Below are 25,616 nucleotides of genomic sequence, written 5' to 3'. Positions count from 1 at the left end.
GATCCTGATTGTGTGTGTCAGTACTCGGTGGTTTTTGCTAACGATTTAAAAACCGGGCTGTTCTCCGGGCTGGTGGTGCTGCGCCAGTGGATAACGCCGGGTGTGGTAGCCAGCTCAAACGGCTCGTCGGCGTGCGCGCGATTAAGAATTCGCGCCGCGCGCCAGGCCATCAGGCTGAGCTGGGGTTCGGCAATGCCGAGACGGTGCATCCCGGCGTTCACGGCGAACAGGCGGTTGCTCTGCGGGCCGTCCCATTCGAGGGTGAAATCGTTGTTAATGCAGAAGGCTTCGTCCGTATCCAGATGCAGGCGGTGAGACAGCGGCGCGAGGAACGCGGGCTGCACGGCGCGGTAGCCGGTGGCGAAAATCACCACGTCGCTCTCCAGCTGCTCGCGGCCGCCGTCGAGGTGATGCTGAATGCTCAGGCGATGGCCGTTTTCCTGGCGCGTCAGCGCCGTCACCGAGCGGGACGGCATCAGGTGCGCCCAGGGTTTTTCACGCAGCACTTCGAAGCGGTGGTACATGGCGCGGTAAATCGCCAGCAGGGACTCGGTGGTGATCCCGTCGGAGGTCATCTTCTGCTCGTGCAGCATCTGACGACGGGCCTCTTCACCCAGCGTGGAGAAGCTGTCCACGTACTCCGGCGTGAAGTATTCGTTGGCAAAGGCGGCTTCATCCAGCGCGTTGTAGTTGTTGCGGCGCGATACCCAGTTCAGGCTCAGCGGCTGGCCCCATTCGCCGCGGAAGATATTCAAAAACAGGTCGGCCCCGCTCTGGCCGCCGCCGACGACGGTGACGCGCTTGCCCGCGAGATCCGGCGTGCGCAGCATCATCTCGCTGGCGTGGAAGCAGGTATCGTCCTGCGCGGTGACGTAGTCAGGCAGGTTGATCTGTTTGCCAATCCCCACGCAGACGTGGCGCGCCAGGAAACGGTCGCGCTGGGTCACCACCTCAAACAGGCCGCTTTTCTCATCAAAGCTCACCTGCTGTACCTGCTGGCTGAAGGCGAGATTGGTGAGGTTTTCCGCCGCCCAGCACAGGTAGTCCGCAAACTCCTCACGGGAGACGGTGCGCTGCTCGGTGGTCAGGAAGCGGTAGAACTTTTTGCGCTGCACCAGGTAGTTCAGGAAGCTGTGGCGGTTGGTCGGCTCCACGGCGCTGACCAGGTCCTTCAGGAAGCTGGTCTGCATGTGGCAGTCCGGCACCATCATCCCCGGGTGCCAGGAGAAGTGCGGTTTACGCTCAAGGAACAGCGAGCTAAAGCCGTCCAGCCCTTCGGCCAGAGCGGCGATGCTGAGGTTAAACGGGCCAATACCAATGCCGATGAAATCATAGGTTTTCATTGCGCTGACTCCCGGGAGGCGAGAAAAAGAGGGTTATCAAGGTCGGTGACGTAGTTCGGCAGCATGCGGCTGCCGCCGTCGTGTTCGGAGAAGGTCAGTTTGACCGGGTTGAGGATCACGCGAATAATCTGCGGCTTGAAAAGATCGAATTTGGCGAAGCGTTCTGCCAGATCCGGGTGCGCCGCCATATAACCCCGTAAAACCCCGGCCAGAATCTGGTAGAAACGCGTTTCGCTCACGCCGCATTGCAGCGTGAGGCGCGAGATAAAGCGCAGCACCGTCACAAAGTTACCGGTTTGCAGGTCGTGAATAATGTAATCCGCGCTGAGGCGCGCCGTGACGGCCTTCACCTGCTCCGGCAGGCTCTGGGCCTGCGGGAAATCCTCATCCACCAGGCGCATATCGCCCTGGAAATCCTTCAGCAGGATGCGCTGCGGGACGTAATCCTTCATCACCAGCGTCACGTTCTGGCCGTGGGCGATCAGCGCCACGCCGTAGCGGCAGAGCAGGTGATAGAACGGGATCACCGTTGCCTCAAACAGCTTTTCAAGCCACGCGTCGGCGCTTAGCCCCGAGCGTTTAATCCACGCGTCGATCAGCGGGCGCCCGGCGTTATCGGTTTCCATCAGCGCTGCCATCAGCACCGCCTGTTCACCGTCTTCTACATAGCAGGACGGATTCTCGCGCCAGATCACCCCCAGCATCTCCTGATAGCGGTAGGGCGCTTTCGGCAATGTGGCATAGCCCGGATGCGGCAGATATCCGGCTGCGGGTTCGCCAAGCACCTGAGCACCGGAGCGGATCAGCGTGGCGTCGGTAGCGAACTGCTGCTGCAGCCAGCGCGAAGCCAGCGGCCCGGCGGCAATGTATTTGCCCGGAATGCCGCGATAGCAGGAGGTGTTGTAGATGGTCAGCGGAAGCTTGATGTCATACGGCGCGCGACGGCTGGCGTTAGTGAGCGTGCGCAGGGACTGCTGCGCCAGATACTCGTCGCCAAATTCGCCCAGCTCAACCATCTCACCGCGCGCCAGCTGCGCCAGGAAATGAACGGCGATCTTCTGCTGCCACTGCCACGGGTGCAGCGGCACCGGTAGCCAGCCGTCGTTGAGACCCAGCGCCTGCCAGCGGTCATTGAAGCGGGCGCGCTCGGCGTTGTCCATGACGCTGGCCAGCAGAGTGTTGATATCACAATCGGCGTCGCTGCTCCAGACCAGATGCTCGCGCTGAACGGCGACCCAGTGCAGGCGAAAACGTCCGCGATACTCAGGCGCGTACTGACGCAGCGCGTCCAGGCCCCAGCCGCGGCGACCTTTGTTGAAAATAAACTTCGGGTGACCGCTCATCAGACACTGTAATTCGTCCGGGTCGAGGTGGATTAGCGCGTCCGCGTCCAGCGCTTCACGCGCCTGCAGCAGCTGCATGTCGCCGCGCAGAGTGGCGTAGAGATCTTCCATATGCTCTGCCGTTTGCGCGTCGCTCATCTCCAGCACTTTCGCCAGCTGCAGCAGCGCGCGTTCCGCTTCCACGGCATCGCCGCTGGCGGCGATCAGGCTGTCCGGGTCGATATGCAGCCAGCCCCAGATCCCGCGCGTGGCGCGAAACTGCCAGGACTCGTTGCCCATGGCGATGCGCCAGCCGTTCGACGAAACCGGCTCAGCGCGCAGGGTGCGTTCGTATTCCAGCTCGGCGAGGATCTTCGCCACCATCTCGCGGTTCACTTTCTGCCAGAGCGCGTTCACAGTTCCACCTCGCTGAAGAAGCGGTGGCGCTGGCTCATGATGAGGCGCGAGCGCTTGTGCGGGAAGTCGAACTCTTTCACCGTCTCGAAACCGGCGGAGGCCAGATGGCGGAACAGGCGCTGGTTGTCGAAGCGCGGCTCGGCGACAATTCGCGCGGTGCGCGGTTCATCGAGATACAGATAGTGGCTCAGGCCGCGCAGCCAGCTGCGGATGTACTGTGCGCCGCGCCAGTTCTCTTCGCCCACCAGCATGTGCAGCCCGCGGTCAAACGGCTGCCAGCGGTAGTGGCGGCCAATGCGGTCTTCTGGCGCCCAGTAGAGCTCAAAATAGCCGAACGGCTGGTCATCGAAGCAGCCGATAACCGGGTAGCAGTAGGTCGAGTCAAGCTGGCGGCGCAGGTAGTTTTCCTGCTCGGCCTGCGGGCCAGCCATCTCCCAGAAGGCGTTTACGCGCGGGTTGTTCATCCAGCGCGTAAAGCGCTCGCCATCCAGCGCCACGTCGGCCACGCGGAAGCTGAGGGTGCGCTTAATTTGCGGATCGTAACGACGGTACACTTCGCCCTGCGGGCGGTGAGGACGCAGCGGGAAGTACAGCTGACGGCTCTCATCAAACTGCATCCCGCCGCTGGCCTGCGGCCGTTCGCCTTTCAGCCACAGCGGCAGCTGCCAGAAGGTTTCGCGTGCCAGATAGTCCCCGTGGGCCAGGCTAAACAGCGCCTGCGCCTGGGGTTCATCCTGCCAGGTTGCCCATGGCAGGGTAATGCCGGTCAGCGCGGGCGCGGCAACAAACAGCTGATCGAGTGCTTCGACCAGCCAGCCGTCCGGGATCCCATTCAGACGCTCCAGCACCGTGCTGCCGTCGAGACCCAACGTCAGCGGCAGCGCGCGATCCGTTGCGGTGCAGCGAAAGCCGTAGCCGGAATGGACGATATTCGCGATTGCCATTACGCCTTCTCCTTGTAAAACGGGTTGCTAAAGTCGAAATAGATCACCGCCGGATCGACGATGGTGTTTTCATTGCGATCGTGCAGGTAGCAGAAGAAGTTGCCTTTGCAGTTCCAGGTCGGGCTGTCGAGCACGTAGTCGAGGCAGCGGGTCTGCTTCGCCGTGCGGCGCAGTTCGGCCAGCGCGTCGCGCACGCGGGACATCAGGCTCTCCTCACTGTCGAAACCGGCGGCGGCGAGGGCGGCGGTGACGGCAAGGGTAGAGTTCAGCAGCAGGTAATAAGGGAAGTAGCGCAGCAGCTGGCTCTCACCGAAGCGGTTTTCCACCTCGGTTTCGCCCGCTGAATTCAGCCACGCGTCGGCCCCTTCGGTCCACGCGCTGCCCTGGCAGTCGCGGTAGATCAGCCCGACGGGGAAATCCTGCTGCATCTCAACGAGGATATTTTGCTGGTGCGCCAGCAGGACCAGACCGTAGTCCGCCTCGGCGCTGAACAGCGGGAGCAACACGCGGTCGCAATAGGCGTCCAGCCAGCAGCGCGCGGCCTGGGCGAGGGGTAAATCCAGACGCTGGCTCAGACGGCGCACCGCGGAGGCCAGCAGGCTGTCGCCGCCGTCCGGCGCGGCCTGGGTCAGGCTCACCAGCACGTTGGTTTGCGTCTTGGGAGTATCGAACAGCAGATTGACGCGCAGGGCCATCAGGCTCTCTTCCTGAATAACGCCGCTTTCGTCACGCAGCCCCGCCCAGCCGTCCTCCTGCATCACGCGCATGGTCGGGTAGCGGGCCTGTAATTCTTGCCAGCGTTCCGTTTTCGCCAGGCGCGCCAGGCGCATTCCGCGCTTAACTTCTTTGACCGACAGCGTGCGCACGGAGTTGGTCAGGCGCACGCTGAGGGAGAACTTAATCATGTCGCTGTTGGTTTCGCTGTACAGCGAGCGGGACGAGCTGGTAGGCAGCCACTGCGCGCCCGCTTCACCCAGGTCCTGCAATGCACCGTTTTCCGCCAGACGCTGGCACCAGTCCTGCTCCAGCAGAAAGTCGGCCTGCCACGGATGCATCGGCAGCAGCCAGCGGGTGTCGGTGAAGTGGCCGAGCAGCTCAGGCGCGCTCTGGGCCGCGAAGCGCAGCAGACGCTCACGCAGGGAGACGTTCAGGCTGTCGCCGGCAACGAGCGCGCTCTCAACGGCAAACCAGCGCAGCGGGAAGCGGGAGGCGAAATCAGGAAGATAGCGACGCGCCTCTGTTTCGTTGAACGGCTCGTGCGACTTCGGCGCCGGGTGAAACGCGTGGCCGACCAGCAGCGCCTGTTCCGCTTCGGCAAACGTCAGCGGCTTATCGCGCAGGTTTACCCAGCCGTGGCGCAGATCGATCGCCTGCCAGGTGTGGGCATGGCTTTCGAGAACGCGCTGCTCAAAACGCGCCAGCGTATCGGCATCCAGCGAGCCTTTTACTGACGGTTTTTCAAGAATTAAATCAACCAGTTGATCAAATGTGACGGCGTCACCGTCATCACTGTTGCTCTGAAGAAGCGTGGCCGGGAAACGGTACTGATGATGCTGGGTGGGAGAGAAATAGCGTACCGGAACCCGAAGCGCCTGGGTTTGGGACAGCGGGATATGAATGTTCGGTAACGCATCCGCAGCGGTAGCGGGGAGATAGCGCCAGTCCTTCGTTTCGCGCAACAGGGCGTTCAAAAAACACTGGGCTGCAACGTCTGTACCGGCAGAGCGGGGCAGAGCACGCATAGATGTACCTCATTCCATGATTGATAATAATTCTCGTTATGATATTCATTCTGTTTACAGTCGCAACCATTTTTGCAATATTTGTTTTCATAAACTTCATGATTTCCACACATTTATTGACACTATGTTCACATTCTCATGCGCACTGACTCAGAAACATTGACCGAAAAGGTCACCTCAAAAGCCAACTGGCCCCTGGCGCTATGTGCGGGTTTATTAGGTATCGGGCAAAACGGCCTGCTGGTGATGCTCCCGCAGCTGGTGACCCTGACCGGGCTGTCGCTCTCGGTCTGGGCCGGGCTGCTGATGTTCGGATCCATGCTCTTTTTACCGGCCTCGCCCTGGTGGGGACGCCAGAGCGAGCGGCGGGGATGTAAGGCCGTGATGGTGGCCTCGCTGAGCGGCTATCTGGCCAGTTTCGCCGTCATGGCGCTGGTGGTCTGGGCGATGGCGGCCGGAAGGCTGGATACCGTCTGGGGACTGGCGGGACTGATTCTTTCACGTCTGCTTTACGGACTGACGGTCTCGGGGCTGGTGCCCGCGGCCCAGACGTGGGCTATTCAGCGTGCGGGGCTGGAGAAGAGAATGGCGGCGCTGGCGACGATAAGCTCCGGCCTCAGCTGCGGACGTTTGCTCGGCCCGCCGCTGGCGGCGCTAATGCTCAGCGTCAGCCCGGTGGCGCCGCTCTGGCTGATGGCGGTCGCGCCGTTAATCGCGCTGCTGCTGGTGCTTCGCGAAGCCGCAGACCCGCCGCTGCCGCCGGTGGCGCACCAGGCGACCCGCCTGCAGGCCTCGATGCTGCCGTTCCTGCTGCTGGCGCTGCTGCTGGCGGCGCTGGTGAGCCTGATGCAGCTTGGCCTGTCACCGCATCTTAGCCCTCTACTGGAGGGCAACGCCCGGGAGATCAGCCATCATGTTGCGCTTCTGCTGAGCCTGGCCGCGCTGGCGACGCTCGCGGCGCAGTTTCTGGTGGTCCGCCCGCAGCATTTCACTCCGGTGACGTTGCTCTGCATCGCGGCGGTGTTAATGGTCGCAGGGCTTGGGCTGATGACCGTCGCCGGTTTAACGCTGTTCTACGTGGGGATTGTTATCACTTCACTCGGGGCGGCGATGGCCACGCCGGGCTACCAGCTGCTGCTGAACGACAAGCTGACCACCGGGAAAGGCGCGGGCGTCATCGCCACCAGCCACACGTTAGGCTACGGCGTCAGCGCGCTGCTGGTGCCTGTAGTAACGCGCTTTTACGGCGAGCAGTCTTTAACGGTGGCCGCATGGGGAATGGCATTGCTGTTTTTAGCGTTGAGCATAGGGATACGCTCAACCGAGCGGACCCCTGCTGAAAAGCCTTAATGGATCTGGCGGGAGGAATGGCCGCCAGACTCCTCATTTTGCCGCAGACGCTGGAGCGGATCCTGCTGATAAAACTGGCAGAAACGCTGCCACAGCGCCGGGAAGCGGGGCGCGAAAAGCTCTGGCGCGCTGAAGAAATACTCCGAGAGCACCGCAAAGCACTCGGCCGGGTCGGTTGCCGCATAGGCGTCAATGCTGGCCGCGCTTTCGCCCACCAGGTCTATTTCATCCTGGATGTTATCCATCGCCGCGTGCAGATCGTGCTCCCAGCCCGCCACCTCGCGAAGCGGGATCAGCGGTACTCCGCTGGCGCGATCGCCGTTGCGGGTATCGAGCTTATGCGCCACTTCATGGATAACCAGATTAAAACCGGACGCATCGAACGAGTCCTGAATGTCGAGCCAGTTGAGGATAATCGGCCCCTGCTGCCAGCTTTGTCCGGACTGCACCACGCGCTGGTTGTGCACCAGCCCGATGTCATCTTCCCACTCGTCATCGACGATAAAGGGGGCCGGATAGATCAGCACTTCGTGGAAACCGTCCAGCCACTCGATACCCAATTCCAGCACCGGCAGACAGAAAAGCAGGGCGATGCGCGCGTTTTTCAGGGGATCGAGTTCGAAACCCTGCAGTGGAACCAGGCGTTTTTGCTGTAAAAAACGATCCGCCAGCTGAACCAGTTTCGCTTGTTCATCCGGCTTAAGATTAGCCAGAACAGGGATCGTCAGCGCGTCATCCCATGGCAGCGCCATATCCCGGCCAGCTTCATTCGTTTTCCAGGGCCACTTTATCATCGCTTTGCTCGCAAACTCGTCACTTGAACAAAAATGGGAAAGTCAGGTTTGGTTAAGATGCCAGAAAATCGCTCACTGCGACAATTCCAGCCTGAATAAACTATCATTCGTACGTAGCGGTGGGTAGCGGTTTACGGGCATCACCTTCATTTTGTGAAGTCTGTCGTAGCCTGCATCCACAGGTTTAGTGAAGAAATCAGTACGGTAACGAAAAGATGAGCGATTTCAAAGGTAACAAGCAGGACCTGCCCAGCCGGGCGTGCGCGCACTGCCAGCGGCCCATGACGTGGCGCAAGAAATGGGCGAAATGCTGGGATGAGGTCAAATACTGTTCCGAGCGCTGTCGAAGGAGCCACCGTTGACCGAACTGCGCCTGATCCTGGGCGATCAGCTTAATCCGCACCACAGCTGGTTCGATGCCTGCAATCCAAATGTCATTTACGTGATGCTGGAGCTGCGGGCCGAAACCGCGTACGTGCTTCACCACGCTCAGAAAGTGATCGCCATTTTTGCGGCCATGCGCGCGTTTGCCTCTGCGTTAAAAGAGAAGGGGCATCGGGTGAGGTATGTCCGGCTCTCTGACGACTCAAACCGCGGCGCGCTGGAAGACAATCTCAACGCGCTTGTCGCGCATTACGGCGCCGACAGGGTGATATGGCAGGAGCCCGACGAATGGCGCCTGGACACGCAGCTGCAGGCGTGGGCGAAAGCGGCGTCCGTCGAAACGGCCTGCGTCAGCAGCGAGCATTTCTTCACCACCCGTGAACAGGTGAGCGCGTTCTTTGCGACGCGCAAAAGCTGGCGAATGGAGTACTTTTACCGGGAAATGCGTCGTCAGAACGGCATACTGTTAACCTCAGAAGGCGAGCCGGAAGGGGGAAAATGGAATTATGATGCTGAAAATCGCAAACGCTGGTCCGGCGAGCCGCCCGCGCCGGAGGATTCGCGTCCGCGCCACGATTATTCAGCCTTATGGGCGGAGATCCAGCGCTGCGGCGTAAACACCTTCGGCGAACCGCAGGCCGGGAATTTTCGCTGGCCGCTCAACCGTTCGGAAGCTAAAGCCAGGCTGGATGAATTTATCGCTCACGTGCTCCCGCAGTTCGGCGCCTGGCAGGACGCGATGCACGCTGAGGAGCCTTTTCTGTTCCACTCGTTAATTTCATTCGCGCTGAACACCAAAATGCTTAATCCGCGGGAAGTGGTGGCTGCCGCCCAGCAGGCATGGCGTTCGGGCCATGCGCCGCTGCCTGCCGTCGAAGGGTTTATCCGACAAATTCTCGGCTGGCGGGAGTACGTGCGTGGGATCTACTGGTCGCAGATGCCGGGCTATCGGGAGCTGAATGCCTTAGACCAGCACGCCCCGCTGCCGGACTGGTTCTGGACCGGCAGGACGCAGATGCGCTGCCTGGCGCATGCGATTGGGCAGTCGCTCACCGAGGCTTACGCCCACCATATCCAGCGCCTGATGGTCATCGGGAACTTTAGCCTGCTCAGCGGCCTGTCGCCGCAGGCGGTTCATGAATGGTATCTGGGGGTCTATATTGATGCCTTTGAATGGGTGGAGCTGCCCAATACCCTCGGGATGAGCCAGTTTGGCGATGGCGGGTTGCTGGCCAGTAAACCCTACGTCTCGAGCGCGTCGTATATTCATAAGATGAGTAATTACTGTCAGGGGTGCCGGTATCAACACAGCCAGCGTACCGGAGAGCTGGCGTGCCCCTTCAATGCCCTTTACTGGGATTTCTTTGCGCGCAACCAGGCGCGTCTGGGTAACAATCCCCGCCTGGGCATTGTCTTTAAACAGCTTGCGGACATGAAGAAAGAGGAGCGGCAGGCCATTGCCGATCGCGCCGGGTATATTCGCCTGCATCTCAACGAGCTCTGACGTATTTCACCACCGCGCCGGTTGCGGCGGGTCAATAAGACGCTATTATTTTTGACTTTGTTGCGTATTCCCTGACAGGACATCCAGACGCTATGCCCGTGAATTTTGACCTTAACGATCTTTATGCTTTCAGAGCGTTAGTGGAATACGGTAACTTCCGTGTCGCTGCTGAATCTATCTGCTTATCCCAGTCGGCGCTGAGCCGCAGGATTGAAAAGCTGGAAGCCGCACTGGGAAATCGGCTGTTTGACCGTACCACCCGCCGCGTGGCCTTAACGTTATACGGGCAAAACTTTGCTGAACGCTCCGCGCAGCTGCTCGACAACGTTGAGTCAATGCTGGCGGATGTCGATAAGGTCAGCGAAGAGCGGACGGGGCTGATCACGGTTGCCACGGTCCCTTCCGCGGCCTGTTACTTTATGCCCGATGTGATTCGTCGTTTTCAGTCTCGCTATCCGCGCGTTCGCATTAAGCTCATCGACAGCAGCGCGGGGAATGTGATTGACGCCGTGGCCCGAAGCCAGGCGGATTTTGGTATCAGCTTCGCAGGAAACCTGCCGTCTGACATCGAATTTTTCCCGCTTGTGGAGGATGTCTATGTTGCGGCGTGCCGGAAGGATCACCCCCTGGCGCAGAAGAGTCACCTGACGTGGCAGGCCTTTTACCAGCAGGATTATATCTCCCTCGATAAAACGTCAGGTAACCGTAACCTGCTCGATAGGATGCTGGGGGATATCGTTCCTGAACGCCCCAGCGTCTGCGAAACGCGCCACGTTACCACGATGCTCGGTATGGTAGAGGCGGGGATCGGCATTGCTGCCGTTCCCGCCATGTCGATGCCGACGTCAGAGCACACGCTGCTGACGCATCTGCCGCTGGTGGCGCCGGAAGTGAAACGCACCGTGGGGCTTATCCGGCGCCGGGGGCGCATCCAGTCCTACATTGCGGCTGAACTGGAAAAGCAGATCACCGAGCAGTATCGCCGGACGTAACGGGGATCATCCCCGTCTTCTGGATGACGGCCCTGGAGGGCGGTGAGGCGAGATAGGTCAGCAGCGCTTTCCCCTCCGCGGGATGTTCTGCGTGACGGGTGACCGCACCCGCGAAGCGCGTGATGTACTGCAGATTATCCGGGATTTTCCCGATAAAGGTGACGCCCTGAACCGGCAGCAGCTCGCTGACCTGCTGGAAACCGACGGCGTATTTTCCTTTCGCCACTTCTGAGGCGACCGGGATACGCTCGACCATTGTCGCTTTACCCGCCACTTCTTTTTCGATCCCCATTTTTTTGAACAACGTCTGGCTGACGTACCTGCCGCTGGCGCTGTCAGAGTAGGCGATGGAGCTGGCCTGCAGCAGCGTTTTGCGCAGAGCCGCCTCGCTGCTGATATCAGGGACATCCGCCCCTTTTTTTACCACCATGCCAACGGGGGAGTCCGCAAGTTCGGTTCGCGAACCCGGCTGGGTCTGGCCGGCTTTTTCGAGCTTCTCCAGCGCATCGCCCACCATAATCACCACGTCGGCTTTCTCGCCGCGCGCCAGTCGGTTTGGGATCGCCTGCGGCGTAGCGCCCATTGAGGGGCCGGGGATGATTACAATTTTATCCCCGGTCCGGCGTTCATAGTCCGGGGCCAGCTTTTCCAGGGCAGCCTTGAAGCCGCCTGAAATCATGACCTTTACGTCCTGGGCACAGGCATTAACGCTCAGGAGCGTCAGCACCAGCGCGCTGGCGGTAAAGCGATAGGTGCGTTTCATACTGCCCCCTGTGACTTGACGGTGTTTTGCAGCGATACCGCGCGGCGGCGGTAGAGGTAGAGCGTGGCCAGCAGGGCGCACACGGCAGCGAAACTCATCCAGTAGCCAGGCGAGGCTTTGTCACCGGTGTATTCAATCAGCGCGGTGGACATGACCGGGGTAAAGCCGCCAAAGACCGCTGTTGCCAGGCTGTAAGCCAGAGAGAACCCCGCCACGCGCACTTCAGCAGGCATAATCTCCGTCAGGGCCGGGATCATCGCGCCGTTGTACAGGCCGTAAAGGAAGGAGAGCCACAGCAGCACGCTCAGCATCATGGAGAAGCTGGGCGCGCTCGCCAGCAGCGTCAGGGCAGGGTAGCTGGTCGCCAGCGCCAGCAGGGCCATGGCAATCAGCACCGGCTTGCGCCCGAAGCGATCCGACAGCGCGCCGCCCACCGGCAGCCAGATGAAGTTAGAAATCGCCACCAGCAGCGTGACCAGCAGGCTGTCCGAGGCGCTGAGCATCAGCACCTTTTTGCCAAAGGTGGGGGCGTAGACGGTGATCAGGTAGAACGCGGTGGTGGTCATCGCCACCATCAGCATGCCTGCGACCACCACCTGCCAGTTGCCAAGGAGCGTTTTAAAGACCTGACGCATCTCCAGATGCTGGCGGCGCGCGCTGAACTCTTCCGTCTCCTCCAGCTTGCGGCGCAGGAAAAAGATAAACGGCACGATTAAGCAGCCGAACAGGAACGGGATGCGCCAGCCCCATTCGCGAATGGCGCTCTCCTCCATCAGGGCATTCAGGGCAAAGCCCATCGCCGCGGCGACCATAATGGCGACCTGCTGGCTGCCGGACTGCCAGCTGGTGTAAAACCCTTTGCGGCCCGGCGTGGCGATTTCAGCCAGATAAACCGAGACGCCTCCAAGCTCCGCACCGGCGGAGAAGCCCTGCAGCAGACGGCCCGTCAGCACCAGCAGCGGCGCCCACAGACCGATGCTTTGATAAGAGGGGATAAGCACAATCAGGAACGTCCCCGCCGCCATGATGGAAAGCGTGACGATTAGCCCCTTTCTGCGACCTACCTTGTCGATATACGCGCCAAGCACAATGGCACCGATGGGGCGCATCAAAAAGCCCGCGCCGAAGACGGCGAAGGTCATCATCAGCGACGCAAATTCACTGCTCGCCGGGAAGAACGTGTGGGCGATGTAGGTGGCATAGAAGCCGAACAGAAAGAAATCGAACTGCTCAAGAAAATTGCCGGACGTCACGCGGAGTATGGCGCCCGCTTTCGAGCGTACGGTTGCAGGTGAGGTTGAGGAAAACATGGTTATCTCCAGTTTATTGTTGACGTTTTACGCGTCTGTTTTTGAAAACTGGATCAGGATGAGGAAATAGATAAGCGCAAATGCCGCATCGGCTGATGCACGTTTTGCATGAATAGCCTTCGCGGGATCAATACAATTAATGACAACAATAACTTAACAATTGATTGATTTTTTATTCACCACTTTTTGCTAAGTGGCTGATATCACGGTTTTGTGACATGACGCAGGCGCATGTCTGTCTGCGACTGCCGGGCAGCGTTGCGCCACCCGGCCTGTCTCAACCTAGCGCTGTGAACAGCCCGCGCACTGTTTGTTCTGGATCTGCTGGAAGAAATCGTTGCCTTTGTCATCCACCAGGATAAACGCCGGGAAGTTCTCGACTTCAATTTTCCAGATGGCTTCCATTCCCAGTTCCGGATACGCGACGCATTCCAGGCTCTTAATGCTGTTTTGCGCCAGCACCGCCGCCGGGCCGCCAATGCTGCCCAGGTAGAAGCCGCCGTGCTTATGGCAGGCGTCGGTTACCTGCTGGCTGCGGTTGCCTTTCGCCAGCATGATCATGCTCGCGCCGTGGGATTGCAGTAAGTCCACATACGAGTCCATACGGCCAGCCGTGGTCGGGCCGAGTGAGCCAGAGGCGTAGCCTTCCGGCGTTTTGGCCGGGCCTGCGTAGTAGATCGGATGGTCTTTAACGTACTGCGGCAGTTCTTCACCGTTGTCGAGCAGCTCTTTCAGCTTCGCGTGGGCAATATCGCGCGCCACGATGATGGTCCCGTTCAGCGACAGACGGGTAGAGACCGGGTGCGCGGAAAGCTGCGCCAGGATCTCCTTCATCGGCTTGTCCAGATTGATGCTCACCACGTCGCCTTCGCCCTGCTGGCGCAGTGATTCAGGAATATACTGGCCCGGGTTGTGTTCCAGCTTCTCAATCCAGATCCCGTCGCGGTTGATCTTCGCTTTAATGTTGCGGTCTGCGGAGCAGGAGACGCCCATGCCGATTGGGCAGGAGGCGCCGTGGCGCGGCAGGCGGATCACGCGGATATCGTGGGCGAAGTATTTACCGCCGAACTGCGCGCCGAGGCCGAGGTTCTGCGCTTCCTGGAGCAGTTCCTGTTCGAGCTGAACGTCGCGGAACGCCTGGCCGTGTTCGTTACCTTCGGTTGGCAGCGCGTCGTAGTAGCGCGTGGAAGCGAGCTTCACGGTTTTCAGCGTGGCTTCCGCTGACGTTCCGCCAATCACAAACGCGATATGGTAAGGCGGGCAGGCCGCAGTGCCCAGGGTGCGCATCTTCTCAACCAGGTAGTTTTTCAGCTTCGCCGGGGTGATCAGCGCTTTGGTTTCCTGATAGAGGTAGGTTTTGTTGGCAGAACCGCCGCCTTTTGCCATGTACAGGAATTTGTATTCGTCCCCGTCCACGCTGTAGAGATCGATCTGCGCGGGCAGGTTGGTGCCGGTATTCACCTCTTTATACATGTCCAGCGCCGCATTCTGCGAGTAGCGCAGGTTATCTTCAATGTAGGTGTTATACACGCCCTGGCTCAGCGCCGCTTCGTCACCGCCGCCGGTCCAGACGCGCTGGCCTTTTTTACCCATGATGATCGCGGTGCCGGTATCCTGGCAGGTTGGCAGCACGCCTTTTGCGGCAATTTCAGAGTTACGCAGGAACTGCATGGCAACGTATTTGTCGTTCTGGCTGGCTTCCGGGTCGTTGAGAATGGCGGCAACCTGCTTCTGGTGAGAAGGACGCAGCATAAACGCGGCATCGTGGAAGGCCTGCTGCGCCAGCAGGGTCAGGGCTTCCGGCTCCACTTTCAGCACTTCCTGACCGTCGAATTCGGCAACGGAGACGTGCTCTTTGGTCAGCAGGTAGTATTCGGTGTCGTCATGGGAAAGAGGGAAGGGGTTCTGGTAGAAAAACGGTTTATTTGACATAGCGTATTGCTCCACAAAAATAAAACCGCCGGAGGAGAAGTCCGGCGGTCAGGAATCAGAACATCATGGACATCCACGGATAACCAATCAGCAGCAGGGCCGCCAGGAAGATGGCACCGAAGATGGTGCCGAGGCGCCAGTAGTCTTTGGTTGGCAGGTAGCCGCTACCGTAGTAAATCGGGCTTGGGCCAGTACCGTACGGGGTGATGATCCCCATGACGCCCAGCGAAGTTACCATCAGCAGAACGAACACTTCCATATTCATGCCCGGGATGGTGGAGGCGATGGTCAGCATCGCTGGCAGCAGCGCTGTGGTGTGCGCGGTGGTGCTGGCAAACAGGTAGTGCAGCAGGTAGAACGCCAGCAGCAGGACGACGGTCGCCACGCCCGGAGAGATACCGCTCATCAACAGACCGCCTTCTTTACCTAACCAGCTGATAAAGCCGGTAGAGGAGAGGCCATCCGCCAGTGCCACCAGGGTGGCGAACCAGACGAAGGTGTTCCATGCGGCCTTGTTACCGGTGATATCGTTCCATTCCAGCACGCCGGTCCACAGCATCAGACCGACGATGAGCAGGGCTGCCATGGCAGGCTCAATCCACGCGGCGGCGAAGATCCACATCAGCAGCGCACAGCACACGAACACCAGCAGCAGAATTTCATTGCGGGACAGTTTGCCGAGTTTTTCCAGCTCGCGGGTCGCCCACAGCGGCACTTCGTTATTCACTTTGACTTCAGGTGGGTAGAACCAGTAGGCCAGCAGCGGCATGGTCAGAATCAGCAGGATACCCAGCGGCAGGAAGGCGAGGAACCAGGTGCCCCAGGAGATATCAATCCCAACCGTACTTTTCACCAGCGCCAGGGCCAGCAGGTTTGGCGCGAGGGCGGAGAGGAACATTGAGCTGGTGATACAGGCTGCGGTGATCGCCACCCACATCAGGTATGAACCAATCTTACGCGCGCTTGGGTCGTTAGGTTTTGAACCGTACAGCGGCGGCAGGTTAGCGATAATCGGGTAGATGGTCCCGCCGCTGCGCGCGGTGTTGGACGGGGTGAACGGTGCCAGCAGCAGGTCAGCAAACGTGATGGCGTAACCGAGCGTCAGGCTGCGACGGCCGAGGTACTTCACCAGAATCAGCGCCAGACGGCGGCCGAAGCGGGTTTTGTCATAGCCAGCGGCGAACATAAAGGCACCGAAAATCAGCCAGACGGTAGAGTTACCAAACCCGCTCACCGCCCACTTAAAGGAGGCGCCCGCCAGCTTGAATTTCGGGTCAGCCAGCTGATCGGGGCTGAACAGCACCCACTGGCTGCACAGGGCGATGGCAACCACGCCGGTCAGGCCGATCACCGCACCCGGCAGCGGTTCGAAGATCAGACCGACGATCACGCCGACAAAGATGGCGAAGTAGTGCCATGCGTAAGGCGGCAAGCCTTCAGGAACGGGAACAAACAGCAGCAGTACGGCGACGATGACGGGTAGCGCCATCATCAGCAATCGTTTTGCGTTTCCATTTGATGCCTGGTTCGCCACAGGGGGCGTTACAGCAGTTTTCGTATTCATAGTTTCACGTCTTAAGTTGTCAAAAATTCGGTCGCACTGAAAAAGCACTTTCTTAAGTTTCTTTGCTTTTTTTAGTTATTAAAGGTGCTTTCCTGTATTTTCAGTAATAGCGATTTAACGCGTTTTTGTGTGCGTTAAATTAAAAAATGATGATGTTTTTATATTGCGCCTTTGAATGCCATAACTATTGATCGCGATCAAAAAAATAGAATTGCAGCGTTATTTTTATGCTTTTATTAATAACCACTCTGGCGTATGTGGTTATTGCCTGTTTTTTGCGTGTTTTTTATCATTTCTTTAACAAGATAGATTTTGGTGTGATTGCAAAGTTTTGTTTTTATTGGTTTTATGTGTGTTAAGGTGAATTGGTTTTACCATTCATATTTTAACGGTTTTTAAATTATTGTGAATGACTGAATTACAATCGCTAACACCAATGTGTTATTTGTGTTATCGCAGGGATTAAATAGTTTTTTAACTAACGTAATAACTTTAGAAACTAAAAAAATCATTATATTAATATCATGACATCGGCAAATAACGACGAAATAAAAAATCAATCCGATAACGAATTCTTAATTTTTAAAAGTTTGGAGTTTCTATTATGAGCACTAACGAACGCATTCTTAGCCCCTTCACATTACCGAATGGCACTGAACTGAAAAACCGTTTGTTAATGGCCCCTATGACAACCTGTACCGGCTATTTTGACGGCACCGTCACCAGCGAGCTGGTGGAGTACTATCGGGCCCGTTCCGGCAGCATTGGCACCATCATTGTGGAATGCTGCTTCGTCGACGATCTCGGTCTCGCCTTCCCGGGCGCCATCGGTATTGATAATGATGAGAAAATTGCCGGGCTGGCGAAAATCGCAGAGGCCATTAAATCCAAAGGATCTAAGGCGCTGCTGCAAATCTACCACGGCGGCCGCATGGTCGATCCAAAACTGATTGGTGGCCGTACCCCGGTTGGCCCGAGCGCCGTAGCCGCGCCGCGTGAAGGTGCCGCAACGCCTGTCGCCCTGACCGCAGAAGAAGTGGAAGGCATGATCGGCAAGTTTGGTGAGGCGGTGCGTCGCGCCATCCAGGCCGGTTTCGACGGCGTGGAAATCCACGGGGCGAATACCTATCTGATTCAGCAGTTCTACTCCCCGAATTCAAACCAGCGCGACGACGAGTGGGGCGGCAGCCGCGATAACCGCGCGAAGTTCCCGCTGGCGGTGCTGGACATTACCCACAAAATGGTGCGCCAGTACGCGGACGACGCGTTTATTATTGGCTACCGCTTCTCCCCTGAAGAGATGGAAGTCCCGGGCATCCGCTTTGACGACACCATGTATCTGCTGGAAAAACTGGCGGCGCGCGGCGTGGACTATCTGCACTTCTCCGTCGGCGCTACCCTGCGTCCTTCCATCGTCGACACCCAGGATCCCACCCCGCTTATCGAAAAATACTGCGCGATGCGTTCTGAAACGCTGGCGCAGGTTCCGGTCATGGGCGTGGGCGGCGTGGTGAATGCTTCTGATGTGAATGAAGCGCTGGACCACGGTTACGACCTGATTGCCGTTGGCCGCGCCACCATCGCTTATCCGGACTGGACAGACCGCATTGCGGCCGGGGAAAGCCTGGAGCTGTTTATGGACAGCACCCAGCGCGAGGCGCTGAGCATTCCTGAACCGCTGTGGCGCTTCTCGCTGGTAGAAGCGATGATCCGCGACATGAGCTTGGGTGAATCCAAATTCAAACCGGGTACCTTTGCTGAGAAAGTGCAGGATGACGCTAACGAGCTGGTGATTAACGTCAGTCTGGAAACTGACCGCATTGCGGACATCGAGCTGGCCTCCGGCCCGAGCGAAGACGTTGAGTTTGTAACCAGCTTTGAAGAGATCCGTACCCGCATTCTGGACGCCAATACCCCGCACGTGGATGCCATCACCGGCGCAACCAGCCAGAGTGAAGCGGTGAAGAAAGCGGTCTCTAAAGCGATGCTGAAATCCAGCAAAGCGCTGGCCGCGGAAGAGGGCGTTGACCCGAACGAAACCCGCAGCGTGGACGTGGTCGTTGTCGGCAGCGGCGGCGCCGGTCTGGCGGCGGCGATTCAGGCTCACGACGAAGGCGCGAGCGTGCTGATTGTCGAGAAAATGCCGACCATCGGCGGGAACACCATTAAAGCTTCAGCCGGTATGAATGCCGCCGAAACCCGCTTCCAGCGCGTGAAGGGCATTCAGGACAGCAAAGAGCTGTTCTATCAGGAAAGCCTGAAAGGCGGCGGCAACAAGAACAACCCGGAACTGCTGCGTCGTTTCGTCGAAAACGCGCCGCAGGCAATTGAGTGGCTGGCAACGCGCGGCATCATGCTGAACGACATCACCACCACCGGAGGGATGAGCATCGACCGTACTCACCGTCCAAAAGACGGTTCAGCGGTAGGCGGCTACCTGATCAGCGGCCTGGTGCGTAACGTCAACAAACGCAACATCGAGGTGATGCTGGATACCTCCGTCAGCGACATCATCTTCGAGAACGGCGAAGTGACCGGCGTACGTCTGACCACCGAAGAGAACGAAACCGTCACCGTGGCAACCAAAAGCGTGATTGTCGCCACCGGCGGCTTCAGCGCTAACAGCCAGATGGTGGTGAAATACCGTCCTGATCTGGAAGGGTTCGTTACCACCAACCACAAAGGGGCAACCGGCGGCGGCATCGCGCTGCTGGAGCGCATCGGGGCGGGTACCGTGGATATGGGCGAAATTCAGATTCACCCAACCGTAGAGCAGAAAACCTCGTACCTGATTTCCGAATCCATTCGCGGCGGCGGGGCGATTCTGGTCAATCAGAAAGGGGAGCGCTTCTACAACGAAATGTCGACCCGCGATAAAGTCTCGGCGTCAATCATCGCGCTGCCGGAGAAATACGCATACATCGTCTTTGACGAGCACGTACGTGCCAAAAACAAAGCCGCGGATGAGTACATCGCGAAAGGTTTCGTGACCAGCGCCAGCTCGCCAAAAGCCCTGGCTGAGGCGCTGGGTATGGATCACCACGCTTTTCTCGCGACGCTGGAACGTTACAACGGCTTCGTTGAAAAACAGCACGATGATGATTTTGGCCGTACCACCGCGCTGCGCGCGCCTATCAACGAAGGGCCGTTCTACGCCATTCAGATTGCACCGGGCGTGCACCACACCATGGGCGGCGTGACCATCAACACCGAAACCTGCGTGCTGGACAGCAACCACAACGTGCTGCCAGGCGCGTTTGCGGCCGGTGAAGTGGTCGGCGGGATCCACGGCGGTAACCGTATCGGCGGTAACGCAGTGGCAGATATCATTATTTTTGGTACGCTTGCAGGACATCAGGCGGCTATGCGTTCGAAAAAGCAGTAAGACCCCTGTGTTGTAGGCCGGATACGCCCAGCGCTATCCGGCATTTTCCCCGGCGGCGCGGTGCCTGCCGGGGCTACATCTGAGGAATCCAGCCATGCCTGATAGCCATCGCGTTTACAGCTACTCCGCCGTCCTGATGGGCTCACCCATTCTCCTGAAACTCTTCTCCCACGACGAAGCGCTCGCGTCCCGCGTGTTTCGCCTGATCAAACAGTACGAAGATCTGCTTACCGTCAACCGCGCGCACTCGCAGGTGATGGACATTAACCATGCGGCTGGCCAGCATCCGGTTACCGTCAGCCGGCCGGTGTTTGAGCTGATCCGCTGTGCCAAAGCGGCAAGCCTGTTCAGGGACAGCGCCTTTAACCTGGCGATAGGTCCGCTGGTGAAGCGCTGGAAAATTGGCTTTCAGGGGGACAGCGTTCCGCCTGCCGATGAAATCGCGTCGCTGCTGGCGATAACCCGTCCTGAAGATGTCATTCTTGATGAGGCCAGCAGCAGCGTGTTTCTGACCAGAGCGGGGATGGAGATCGATCTGGGGGCCATTGCCAAAGGCTATATCGCCGACAGGGTGCGTGATTACCTGCATAAAGAGGGCGCTGAGCTGGGGCTGATCAACCTCGGCGGAAACATTCAGACGTTAGGCTCGCCGGAAGGGGGCTGGAGCGTGGGGCTGAAAAAACCGTTCGCCGGTGATGCGCTGATCGGCACGATGACCGTAGAGAACCTGTCCGTCGTGACGTCGGGAACCTACGAGCGCTACTTTGAGCAAAACGGCAAGCGCTATCACCATATTCTCGATCCGCGCACCGGGTATTCGCTGGACAACGAGCTGGACAGCGTAACGATTGTTTCGAAGGACTCCATCGACGGCGATATCTGGACCACGCTGATGTACGGCATGGGCGTAGAGAAGGGCTGTGCCGCCCTGCGCGCGCGCCCCGATATTGAAGCTATCTTTGTGACCAAAACAAAAGAAGTGGTGTTCTCTTCAGCACACCACTTCCGCTTTACCCTGCTGGATAACGACTACCGCGTTACTGACAGTATTGCTTGAGCAGGCCGGTCTGCTCCGGCTGGAGACGGTAGCGATACACCGGACGGCCGGTGGCGCCGTAGTGAATGCTGGTGAACAGAATGTTGATTTGCGCGAGCCAAATCAGGTACTTGCGGCAGGACACGCGGGAGATATTGACCGCGCTTGCCAGGTCATCGGTAGAAAATTCCGTCTCCGGGTGAGCGTCAATCCACTGGCAAATCGTGCGCAACGTTTGCGGCGTTAACCCCTTCGGCAGCTTTTTACTGTCCGCCAGTTCCGGCGCCCCGCCGTGGATCAGCCGGTCGACGTCGGCCTGCTCATAATACTGGTGCGAACCCATCAGGCTATGCTTTGCCTTCCAGCCGTTCAGCGCCTCTTCAAAGCGTGGGAACTGGAACGGCTTGATCAGATAATCCACCACGCCGTAGTGGATGGAGGTCTGGATCGTGGCGGCGTCGGCAGCCGACGAGATCATAATCACATCGATTGGGCGACCGGATGCGCGAATAACGGGCAGCAGATCCAGCCCGTTATCCTGCTGCATATAGACATCCAGCAGCACCAGATCGACAGGCTGCCCGGGGTTATTAATGATGGCCTCGGCCTGGTTTAGCGTGGAGGCGACGCCGCAGCAGCTAAAACCATCAACACGGTTGACATACAGACGGTTGAGGTCGGCTACCATGGCGTCATCATCGACAATTAATACATTTATCACGCGATATTCCTCTCGCTATCCCAGGGGATGTGAACAAAAAATTGGGTAAATACGCCTGGCTCAGACTCGACGGTGATATCGCCGCCGAGGTTCTGGATTTGCTGGCGAGCAAGGAACAGCCCAACGCCGCGGTTTTCACCTTTTGTTGAGAAGCCCTTTGTAAAAATAGCCTCCAGCTGAGTGGGTTCAATGCCGGGGCCATCGTCGCTGACTTCGCAGCTGAGCCAGCCGTTCTGATAATGCAGCAGCAGGCCGATCTCACCTTCCTGCTGTCCTTCCATCGCGTCGAGCGCGTTTTCAATGAGGTTACCCAGCACGGTGATCAGCACCGCGACCTGCTCTTCGCTCGCGGTATCCGGTATCTGGCATTCATCCGCCAGCGTCAGGGTGACGCCCGCTTCTTTCGCCCGATTGATTTTACCCAGCAGGAACCCGGCAATAACCGGGGATTTTACCTTGCTCTGTATCGTACCGATATCCGTCTGGTAATTATGTGCCGTCTGGATGATGTACTCTTCCAGCTTGTCGTAGCGCTTCATGTGCAGCAGGCCCAGAATCACATGCAGTTTATTCATAAACTCGTGCGTATGGCTGCGCAGGGCATCGACGTAGTTAACCATGCCATCAATACGCTGCATCAGCTGGCTGATTTCCGTTTTATCACGGAAGGTGGTGATGGCGCCGATCACCCGATCCTGGCTTTGAACGGGCACCATGTTGCACAGCAATAGACGCCCGTTACAGCTGATCTCCTGATCCTGGCGCGCGACGCCCGTCTTTGAGACTTCGCGCAGGCTGGCCAGCAGGGGGGCGCTGGCGTTTTCGGTCTGCTTGCCGGAAGGGAGAAGCAATATTTCTCTGGCGGTCTGGTTGATCATCGTCACGCGCCCGTGAATATCGACGGCCAGCACCCCCTCGCGAAGCGACTGCAGCATCGCCTGACGCTGTTCGAACAAGGCGGAAATTTCGTAAGGTTCGAGGCCGAACAGGATGCGTTTCAGGACCCGCACCAGACCCCAAATCGCCATGGAGCTCATAAAAATACTGAATAAAATGGTCCAGACGGCGTTGAGCCGCCCGCGAGCGATCTGCTCTTCAACCTTTTTCAGGGAGATACCTACCGCCACCACGCCGATCTGCTCGTGCTGGCCGTCGTAGACTGGGGTGAAGACGCGAAGCGCTTCGGCGAGCGCACCCCGGTTTACCGATACGTTCTCTTTGCCTTCAAGCGCGGGAGTTAAATCGTCACCGATAAAATGCAGCCCCAGCAGCGCCTCGTTCGGGTGAGAGTAGCGGATCCCGCGCATATCGGTGACCACGGTGAACAGCAGATCGTTTCGTTTCGTCACCGCCTGGGCGATGGGCTGAATAATATTCTCCTGCGGTGCCTGCATCAGGCCGCGCTGGATCTCCGGGCTGTTGGCCAGCGTTCTGGCAATACCCAGAGCCGTATCTTTTACATCATCGCGGGTCGCCCGGGTGATTTGCACGGAGTAGAGCGCAAAGACCACCAGCAGCACAGAGGCAATAATCGCGCACACCATCAGCGTGACCAGGGTGTTCAGCTTCATGGGGCGCTTGCGCGTCGGAAGGAAAGGCTGCAAATCGCTCATCAACACTCCGCGATGATTAAGAAAGGGGTAATTATCGCCGATGACGCGCTTTTCTTAAAGCCATGTAAAGGCGTGGATTTGGTCCTCTTTTCGTGACCCTCCTCGCAGGTCATCTATATAAAACACTTTATAGTGTGTGGGTACTCATAATAAGGAGGCTGTTTATGAGCGTTATGCTTACCGGTTCGGTCAAGGAAAGACGGCACGCCAGCACGATGAATATTGATAGATTGTCCACGCTGGACATGCTGAAAGTCATTCACCAGGATGATGCACTCATTTCTGCTGCGATTACCCCCTGTTTAAATATTATTGCCCGCGTGGTGGACAACGCCGCCGCGACGCTCAGCCACGGCGGTCGCCTGATCGTCGTTGGCGCGGGGCCGTCAGGGCGCGTAGCGCAACAGATTGCCGATGAATATGCGCCGGGCAAAACCCCTGTAATGGCCGTTACGGCACAAGAAGGGGAAGGGAGCTACGAGCGCGGCGTTGCCGATCTGCAGGCCATCAAGTTTGGTGAACACGATATGATGCTGGCCGTGACCGTCAGCGGAAAAACGCCGTGGGTCTGGGGGGCAATGCGCCATGCGTGGTCGCTGGGTTCACCGGTCGCTATTGTTACCGGTGATGCGCAAAGCGAAGCCGCGCAGCTGGCGAGCATGGTTATCGCTCCGGAGCTGGGGGCCGACGTCGTCGCAGGCTATATCAACACCAAAGCGGGGATCGCGCAAAAAATGATCCTCTCGATGATTGCCACCGGGCTGGCCGTCCGAACCGGACGGGTTTACAGCAACCTGCGCGTGGATCTTGAGGCAAGCACGACCAAATGGGCTGAACGGCAAATCGCCATTGTGATGGAAGCGGGGGGATGCACACGGGCCGAGGCAAAAGCCGCGCTTGAGAGCTGTAACCATAACTGTAAAACGGCGGTGTTGATGGTGCTGACAGGGTTGGATGCGTGGAAAGCCCATGAACTGCTGGCGCAAAATAACGGGTTTATTCGCGTGGCGCTGCAGGAAGCGCCGTAAGATCTTCAGATAGTAAAAAGGCCGCAATTGCGGCCTTTGGTATTTTGGGGAATTAGAACTGGTAGGTCATGCCTACGCCAACGATGTCATCAGTTGAGATGCCATTGGCTTCGTAGAAGCTTTCATCGTTGTCCAGCAGGTTGATTTTATAATCAACGTAAGTCGAGAAGTTTTTGTTGAAGCTGTAGGTCATACCGAGATCGATATAGTTCACCAGATCCTGATCAACATAGTCGTAATTATTACCTGGGTTGTAATCATTGCCGCCAATGTCTTTACCTTTGGAATAAACCCATGCCAGAGACGGACGCAGGCCGAAGTCGAACTGGTACTGCGCTACGGCTTCAAAGTTCTGGGTCTGGTTGGCGATACCAACATTACCATATGGCGTCATGTTGCGGGTTTCCGCATACATCATGGCCAGGTAAACACCCTGCGCATCATATTTTGCCCCAATGGTCCAGGCTTCAGCGCGTTCGCCACCTGCATATGGGCTGTAGCGGTTGTAGTTACCTGCACCGTATGCAACCTGTTTGTTCGTGCGGTCGGAAGATGAATATGCCGCACCCAGGCTCAGACCGAAGTCAAAATCATAGGTGGTAGACATACCAAAGCCGTCGCCGTTCTGGAAACGAACATTGTCATGGCCATTTTTCGTGCCTTCCTGACCTTCTGTTGCATCCTGACCTTCATTCGCACCCTGATACTGCAGCGCGAAATTCAGACCCTCAGCCAGACCGAAGAAATCCTGGTTACGATAGGTTACCAGACCGTTAGCACGACCGTTCATAAAGTTATCGGTCCAGGTGTAAGAGTCACCGCCAAATACAGGCAGCATATCGGTCCAGGCTTCAACGTCGTACACGACGCCGTAATTACGGCCATAATCAAATGAACCGTATTCACCATATTTCAGGCCAGCATACGCCAGGCGGTTAAACGATTTGTCACCCGCGCCCTCGGTATTATTAGCGAAGGTTTTATATTCCCACTGGCCGTAACCGATCAGATCGTTAGCGATCTGGGTTTCGCCTTTGAAACCAATCTGCACATAGGTTTCGTCGCCGTCGTCGCCAGGGTTGTCAGAGAAGGTATGACGCGCGTCGACTTTGCCGTACAGGTCAACTTTGTTGCCGTTTTTGTTGTACATTTCAGCCGCATTGGCTGCGCCTGCCATTAATAACGCGGGTACCACAATTGCCAGAACTTTTCTTTTCATTATATATTCCCTTCAAACATAATTTATATGAATATATGTAATCACCCTCCGCAATTACAGGCTTGATACTATTCCAAGAAGTGTTATTTAGTTTCAAAAATAAATGTAATTAAATCCTATGAAATATTGCCAAACATTTCTATTAATCTCTTTATTTTTCTGCTGAATTAATTCATTGAATTTATACGGTGTAATTATTATTAAGTATTTCGTGGCTCTATTTTTAAATTGATTTAATTCGGCTATGTTATAA

At 57.7% G+C, this 25,616-nt stretch carries 19 protein-coding genes; 7 read left to right on the top strand and 12 right to left on the bottom strand.

Going from position 1 to position 25,616, the window contains the following annotated elements; genetic code table 11:
* Positions 1-17 precede the first annotated feature (17 nt).
* Genes IM317_RS06400 through IM317_RS06385 form a run of 4 tightly spaced genes read right to left on the bottom strand, consistent with a single transcriptional unit; the run spans position 18 to position 5,768 of the window.
* The gene (locus tag IM317_RS06400; protein ID WP_033145925.1) at positions 18-1,343 is read right to left on the bottom strand and encodes a lysine N(6)-hydroxylase/L-ornithine N(5)-oxygenase family protein; all 1,326 of its coding nucleotides are present in this window, start codon (positions 1,341-1,343) and stop codon (positions 18-20) included.
* On the bottom strand, positions 1,340-3,082 hold the full coding sequence (iucC, locus tag IM317_RS06395; RefSeq protein WP_033145924.1) for an IucA/IucC family siderophore biosynthesis protein: 1,743 nt from the start codon (positions 3,080-3,082) through the stop codon (positions 1,340-1,342). The genes IM317_RS06400 and iucC overlap by 4 nt, the downstream gene beginning before the upstream one ends.
* Entirely contained in the window at positions 3,079-4,026 is a 948-nt protein-coding gene (locus tag IM317_RS06390; RefSeq protein ID WP_033145923.1) for a GNAT family N-acetyltransferase, read from the bottom strand. The genes iucC and IM317_RS06390 overlap by 4 nt, the downstream gene beginning before the upstream one ends.
* A complete protein-coding gene (locus IM317_RS06385) occupies positions 4,026-5,768 on the bottom strand; it encodes an IucA/IucC family siderophore biosynthesis protein (protein WP_033145922.1) in 1,743 nt (580 codons plus the stop codon). Before IM317_RS06385 ends, IM317_RS06390 begins: the two co-directional genes overlap by 1 nt.
* Before the next feature lie 138 nt (positions 5,769-5,906).
* Between IM317_RS06385 and IM317_RS06380 the strand changes: the two genes are divergently transcribed.
* Positions 5,907-7,118, top strand: a complete 1,212-nt coding sequence (locus tag IM317_RS06380) for an MFS transporter (protein ID WP_033145921.1) — start codon at positions 5,907-5,909, stop codon at positions 7,116-7,118.
* Here the strand turns inward: IM317_RS06380 and mtfA are convergent.
* Positions 7,115-7,912 carry a DgsA anti-repressor MtfA gene (gene mtfA / locus IM317_RS06375; protein WP_033145920.1) on the bottom strand — a complete coding sequence of 266 codons (798 nt, stop codon included), beginning with the start codon at positions 7,910-7,912 and terminating at the stop codon, positions 7,115-7,117. The two genes, IM317_RS06380 and mtfA, sit on opposite strands and share 4 nt — an antisense overlap.
* Before the next feature lie 215 nt (positions 7,913-8,127).
* On the opposite strand from mtfA, the gene IM317_RS06370 reads away from it, so the two are divergent.
* The 3 genes from IM317_RS06370 to IM317_RS06360 all read left to right on the top strand — a co-directional run bounded on the left by IM317_RS06370 (position 8,128) and on the right by IM317_RS06360 (position 10,792).
* A complete protein-coding gene (locus IM317_RS06370; protein ID WP_071891562.1) occupies positions 8,128-8,274 on the top strand; it encodes a DUF2256 domain-containing protein in 147 nt (48 codons plus the stop codon).
* On the top strand, positions 8,271-9,800 hold the full coding sequence (locus IM317_RS06365) for a cryptochrome/photolyase family protein (protein ID WP_155404093.1): 1,530 nt from the start codon (positions 8,271-8,273) through the stop codon (positions 9,798-9,800). The genes IM317_RS06370 and IM317_RS06365 overlap by 4 nt, the downstream gene beginning before the upstream one ends.
* A 92-nt stretch (positions 9,801-9,892) precedes the next feature.
* On the top strand, positions 9,893-10,792 hold the full coding sequence (locus IM317_RS06360; RefSeq protein ID WP_023312331.1) for a LysR family transcriptional regulator: 900 nt from the start codon (positions 9,893-9,895) through the stop codon (positions 10,790-10,792).
* On the opposite strand, the gene IM317_RS06355 is transcribed toward IM317_RS06360, so the two are convergent.
* From IM317_RS06355 to IM317_RS06340, 4 genes are all read right to left on the bottom strand, one after another.
* Entirely contained in the window at positions 10,767-11,555 is a 789-nt protein-coding gene (locus IM317_RS06355; RefSeq protein ID WP_033145918.1) for a substrate-binding domain-containing protein, read from the bottom strand. The two genes, IM317_RS06360 and IM317_RS06355, sit on opposite strands and share 26 nt — an antisense overlap.
* Entirely contained in the window at positions 11,552-12,865 is a 1,314-nt protein-coding gene (locus tag IM317_RS06350) for an MFS transporter (protein ID WP_029741700.1), read from the bottom strand. The genes IM317_RS06355 and IM317_RS06350 overlap by 4 nt, the downstream gene beginning before the upstream one ends.
* A 282-nt stretch (positions 12,866-13,147) precedes the next feature.
* Positions 13,148-14,797: a class I fumarate hydratase FumA gene (fumA, locus tag IM317_RS06345; protein WP_033145917.1), complete on the bottom strand. Its 1,650-nt coding sequence runs from the start codon at positions 14,795-14,797 to the stop codon at positions 13,148-13,150.
* 55 nt (positions 14,798-14,852) lie between these two features.
* Positions 14,853-16,361, bottom strand: coding sequence for an anion permease (locus IM317_RS06340; protein WP_072196639.1), 1,509 nt, complete (start codon positions 16,359-16,361; stop codon positions 14,853-14,855).
* Between the two features lie 604 nt (positions 16,362-16,965).
* On the opposite strand from IM317_RS06340, the gene IM317_RS06335 reads away from it, so the two are divergent.
* Together IM317_RS06335 and IM317_RS06330 are read left to right on the top strand one after the other, a co-directional pair.
* The gene (locus IM317_RS06335; protein ID WP_033145916.1) at positions 16,966-19,746 is read left to right on the top strand and encodes a flavocytochrome c; all 2,781 of its coding nucleotides are present in this window, start codon (positions 16,966-16,968) and stop codon (positions 19,744-19,746) included.
* Between the two features lie 94 nt (positions 19,747-19,840).
* Positions 19,841-20,803, top strand: coding sequence for an FAD:protein FMN transferase (locus IM317_RS06330; protein ID WP_033145915.1), 963 nt, complete (start codon positions 19,841-19,843; stop codon positions 20,801-20,803).
* On the opposite strand, the gene dcuR is transcribed toward IM317_RS06330, so the two are convergent.
* A complete protein-coding gene (gene dcuR / locus IM317_RS06325; protein ID WP_033145914.1) occupies positions 20,784-21,503 on the bottom strand; it encodes a two-component system response regulator DcuR in 720 nt (239 codons plus the stop codon). The genes IM317_RS06330 and dcuR overlap by 20 nt on opposite strands.
* Positions 21,500-23,116 carry a sensor histidine kinase gene (locus IM317_RS06320; RefSeq protein WP_033145913.1) on the bottom strand — a complete coding sequence of 539 codons (1,617 nt, stop codon included), beginning with the start codon at positions 23,114-23,116 and terminating at the stop codon, positions 21,500-21,502. Before IM317_RS06320 ends, dcuR begins: the two co-directional genes overlap by 4 nt.
* 164 nt (positions 23,117-23,280) lie before the next feature.
* Here IM317_RS06320 and IM317_RS06315 point away from each other — a divergent pair, with 164 nt between their 5' ends.
* The gene (locus tag IM317_RS06315; RefSeq protein WP_033145912.1) at positions 23,281-24,144 is read left to right on the top strand and encodes an N-acetylmuramic acid 6-phosphate etherase; all 864 of its coding nucleotides are present in this window, start codon (positions 23,281-23,283) and stop codon (positions 24,142-24,144) included.
* Between the two features lie 52 nt (positions 24,145-24,196).
* On the opposite strand, the gene ompC is transcribed toward IM317_RS06315, so the two are convergent.
* Positions 24,197-25,363 (bottom strand): porin OmpC, encoded by a 1,167-nt coding sequence (gene ompC, locus IM317_RS06310; protein ID WP_033145911.1) that lies wholly within the window; start codon positions 25,361-25,363, stop codon positions 24,197-24,199.
* Positions 25,364-25,616: the final 253 nt, after the last annotated feature.

The sequence above is a fragment of the Enterobacter cloacae complex sp. S3 genome (genome assembly GCF_014930495.1).
GTDB classification, from domain to species: domain Bacteria; phylum Pseudomonadota; class Gammaproteobacteria; order Enterobacterales; family Enterobacteriaceae; genus Enterobacter; species Enterobacter asburiae_B.
This window is presented reverse-complemented; position numbering and strand designations above follow the sequence as displayed.

Bases quoted from the DNA above. Each gene is read 5' to 3' on its own strand.
- IM317_RS06355 (WP_033145918.1), bottom strand. From the start codon at position 11,555: ATGAAACGCACCTATCGCTTTACCGCCAGCGCGCTGGTGCTGACGCTC.
- IM317_RS06380 (WP_033145921.1), top strand. From the start codon at position 5,907: ATGCGCACTGACTCAGAAACATTGACCGAAAAGGTCACCTCAAAAGCC.
- fumA (WP_033145917.1), bottom strand. From the start codon at position 14,797: ATGTCAAATAAACCGTTTTTCTACCAGAACCCCTTCCCTCTTTCCCAT.
- IM317_RS06315 (WP_033145912.1), top strand. From the start codon at position 23,281: ATGAGCGTTATGCTTACCGGTTCGGTCAAGGAAAGACGGCACGCCAGC.
- IM317_RS06335 (WP_033145916.1), top strand. From the start codon at position 16,966: ATGAGCACTAACGAACGCATTCTTAGCCCCTTCACATTACCGAATGGC.
- IM317_RS06330 (WP_033145915.1), top strand. From the start codon at position 19,841: ATGCCTGATAGCCATCGCGTTTACAGCTACTCCGCCGTCCTGATGGGC.
- IM317_RS06370 (WP_071891562.1), top strand. From the start codon at position 8,128: ATGAGCGATTTCAAAGGTAACAAGCAGGACCTGCCCAGCCGGGCGTGC.
- IM317_RS06320 (WP_033145913.1), bottom strand. From the start codon at position 23,116: ATGAGCGATTTGCAGCCTTTCCTTCCGACGCGCAAGCGCCCCATGAAG.
- IM317_RS06390 (WP_033145923.1), bottom strand. From the start codon at position 4,026: ATGGCAATCGCGAATATCGTCCATTCCGGCTACGGCTTTCGCTGCACC.
- IM317_RS06400 (WP_033145925.1), bottom strand. From the start codon at position 1,343: ATGAAAACCTATGATTTCATCGGCATTGGTATTGGCCCGTTTAACCTC.
- IM317_RS06350 (WP_029741700.1), bottom strand. From the start codon at position 12,865: ATGTTTTCCTCAACCTCACCTGCAACCGTACGCTCGAAAGCGGGCGCC.
- mtfA (WP_033145920.1), bottom strand. From the start codon at position 7,912: ATGATAAAGTGGCCCTGGAAAACGAATGAAGCTGGCCGGGATATGGCG.
- IM317_RS06340 (WP_072196639.1), bottom strand. From the start codon at position 16,361: ATGAATACGAAAACTGCTGTAACGCCCCCTGTGGCGAACCAGGCATCA.
- IM317_RS06360 (WP_023312331.1), top strand. From the start codon at position 9,893: ATGCCCGTGAATTTTGACCTTAACGATCTTTATGCTTTCAGAGCGTTA.
- ompC (WP_033145911.1), bottom strand. From the start codon at position 25,363: ATGAAAAGAAAAGTTCTGGCAATTGTGGTACCCGCGTTATTAATGGCA.
- IM317_RS06385 (WP_033145922.1), bottom strand. From the start codon at position 5,768: ATGCGTGCTCTGCCCCGCTCTGCCGGTACAGACGTTGCAGCCCAGTGT.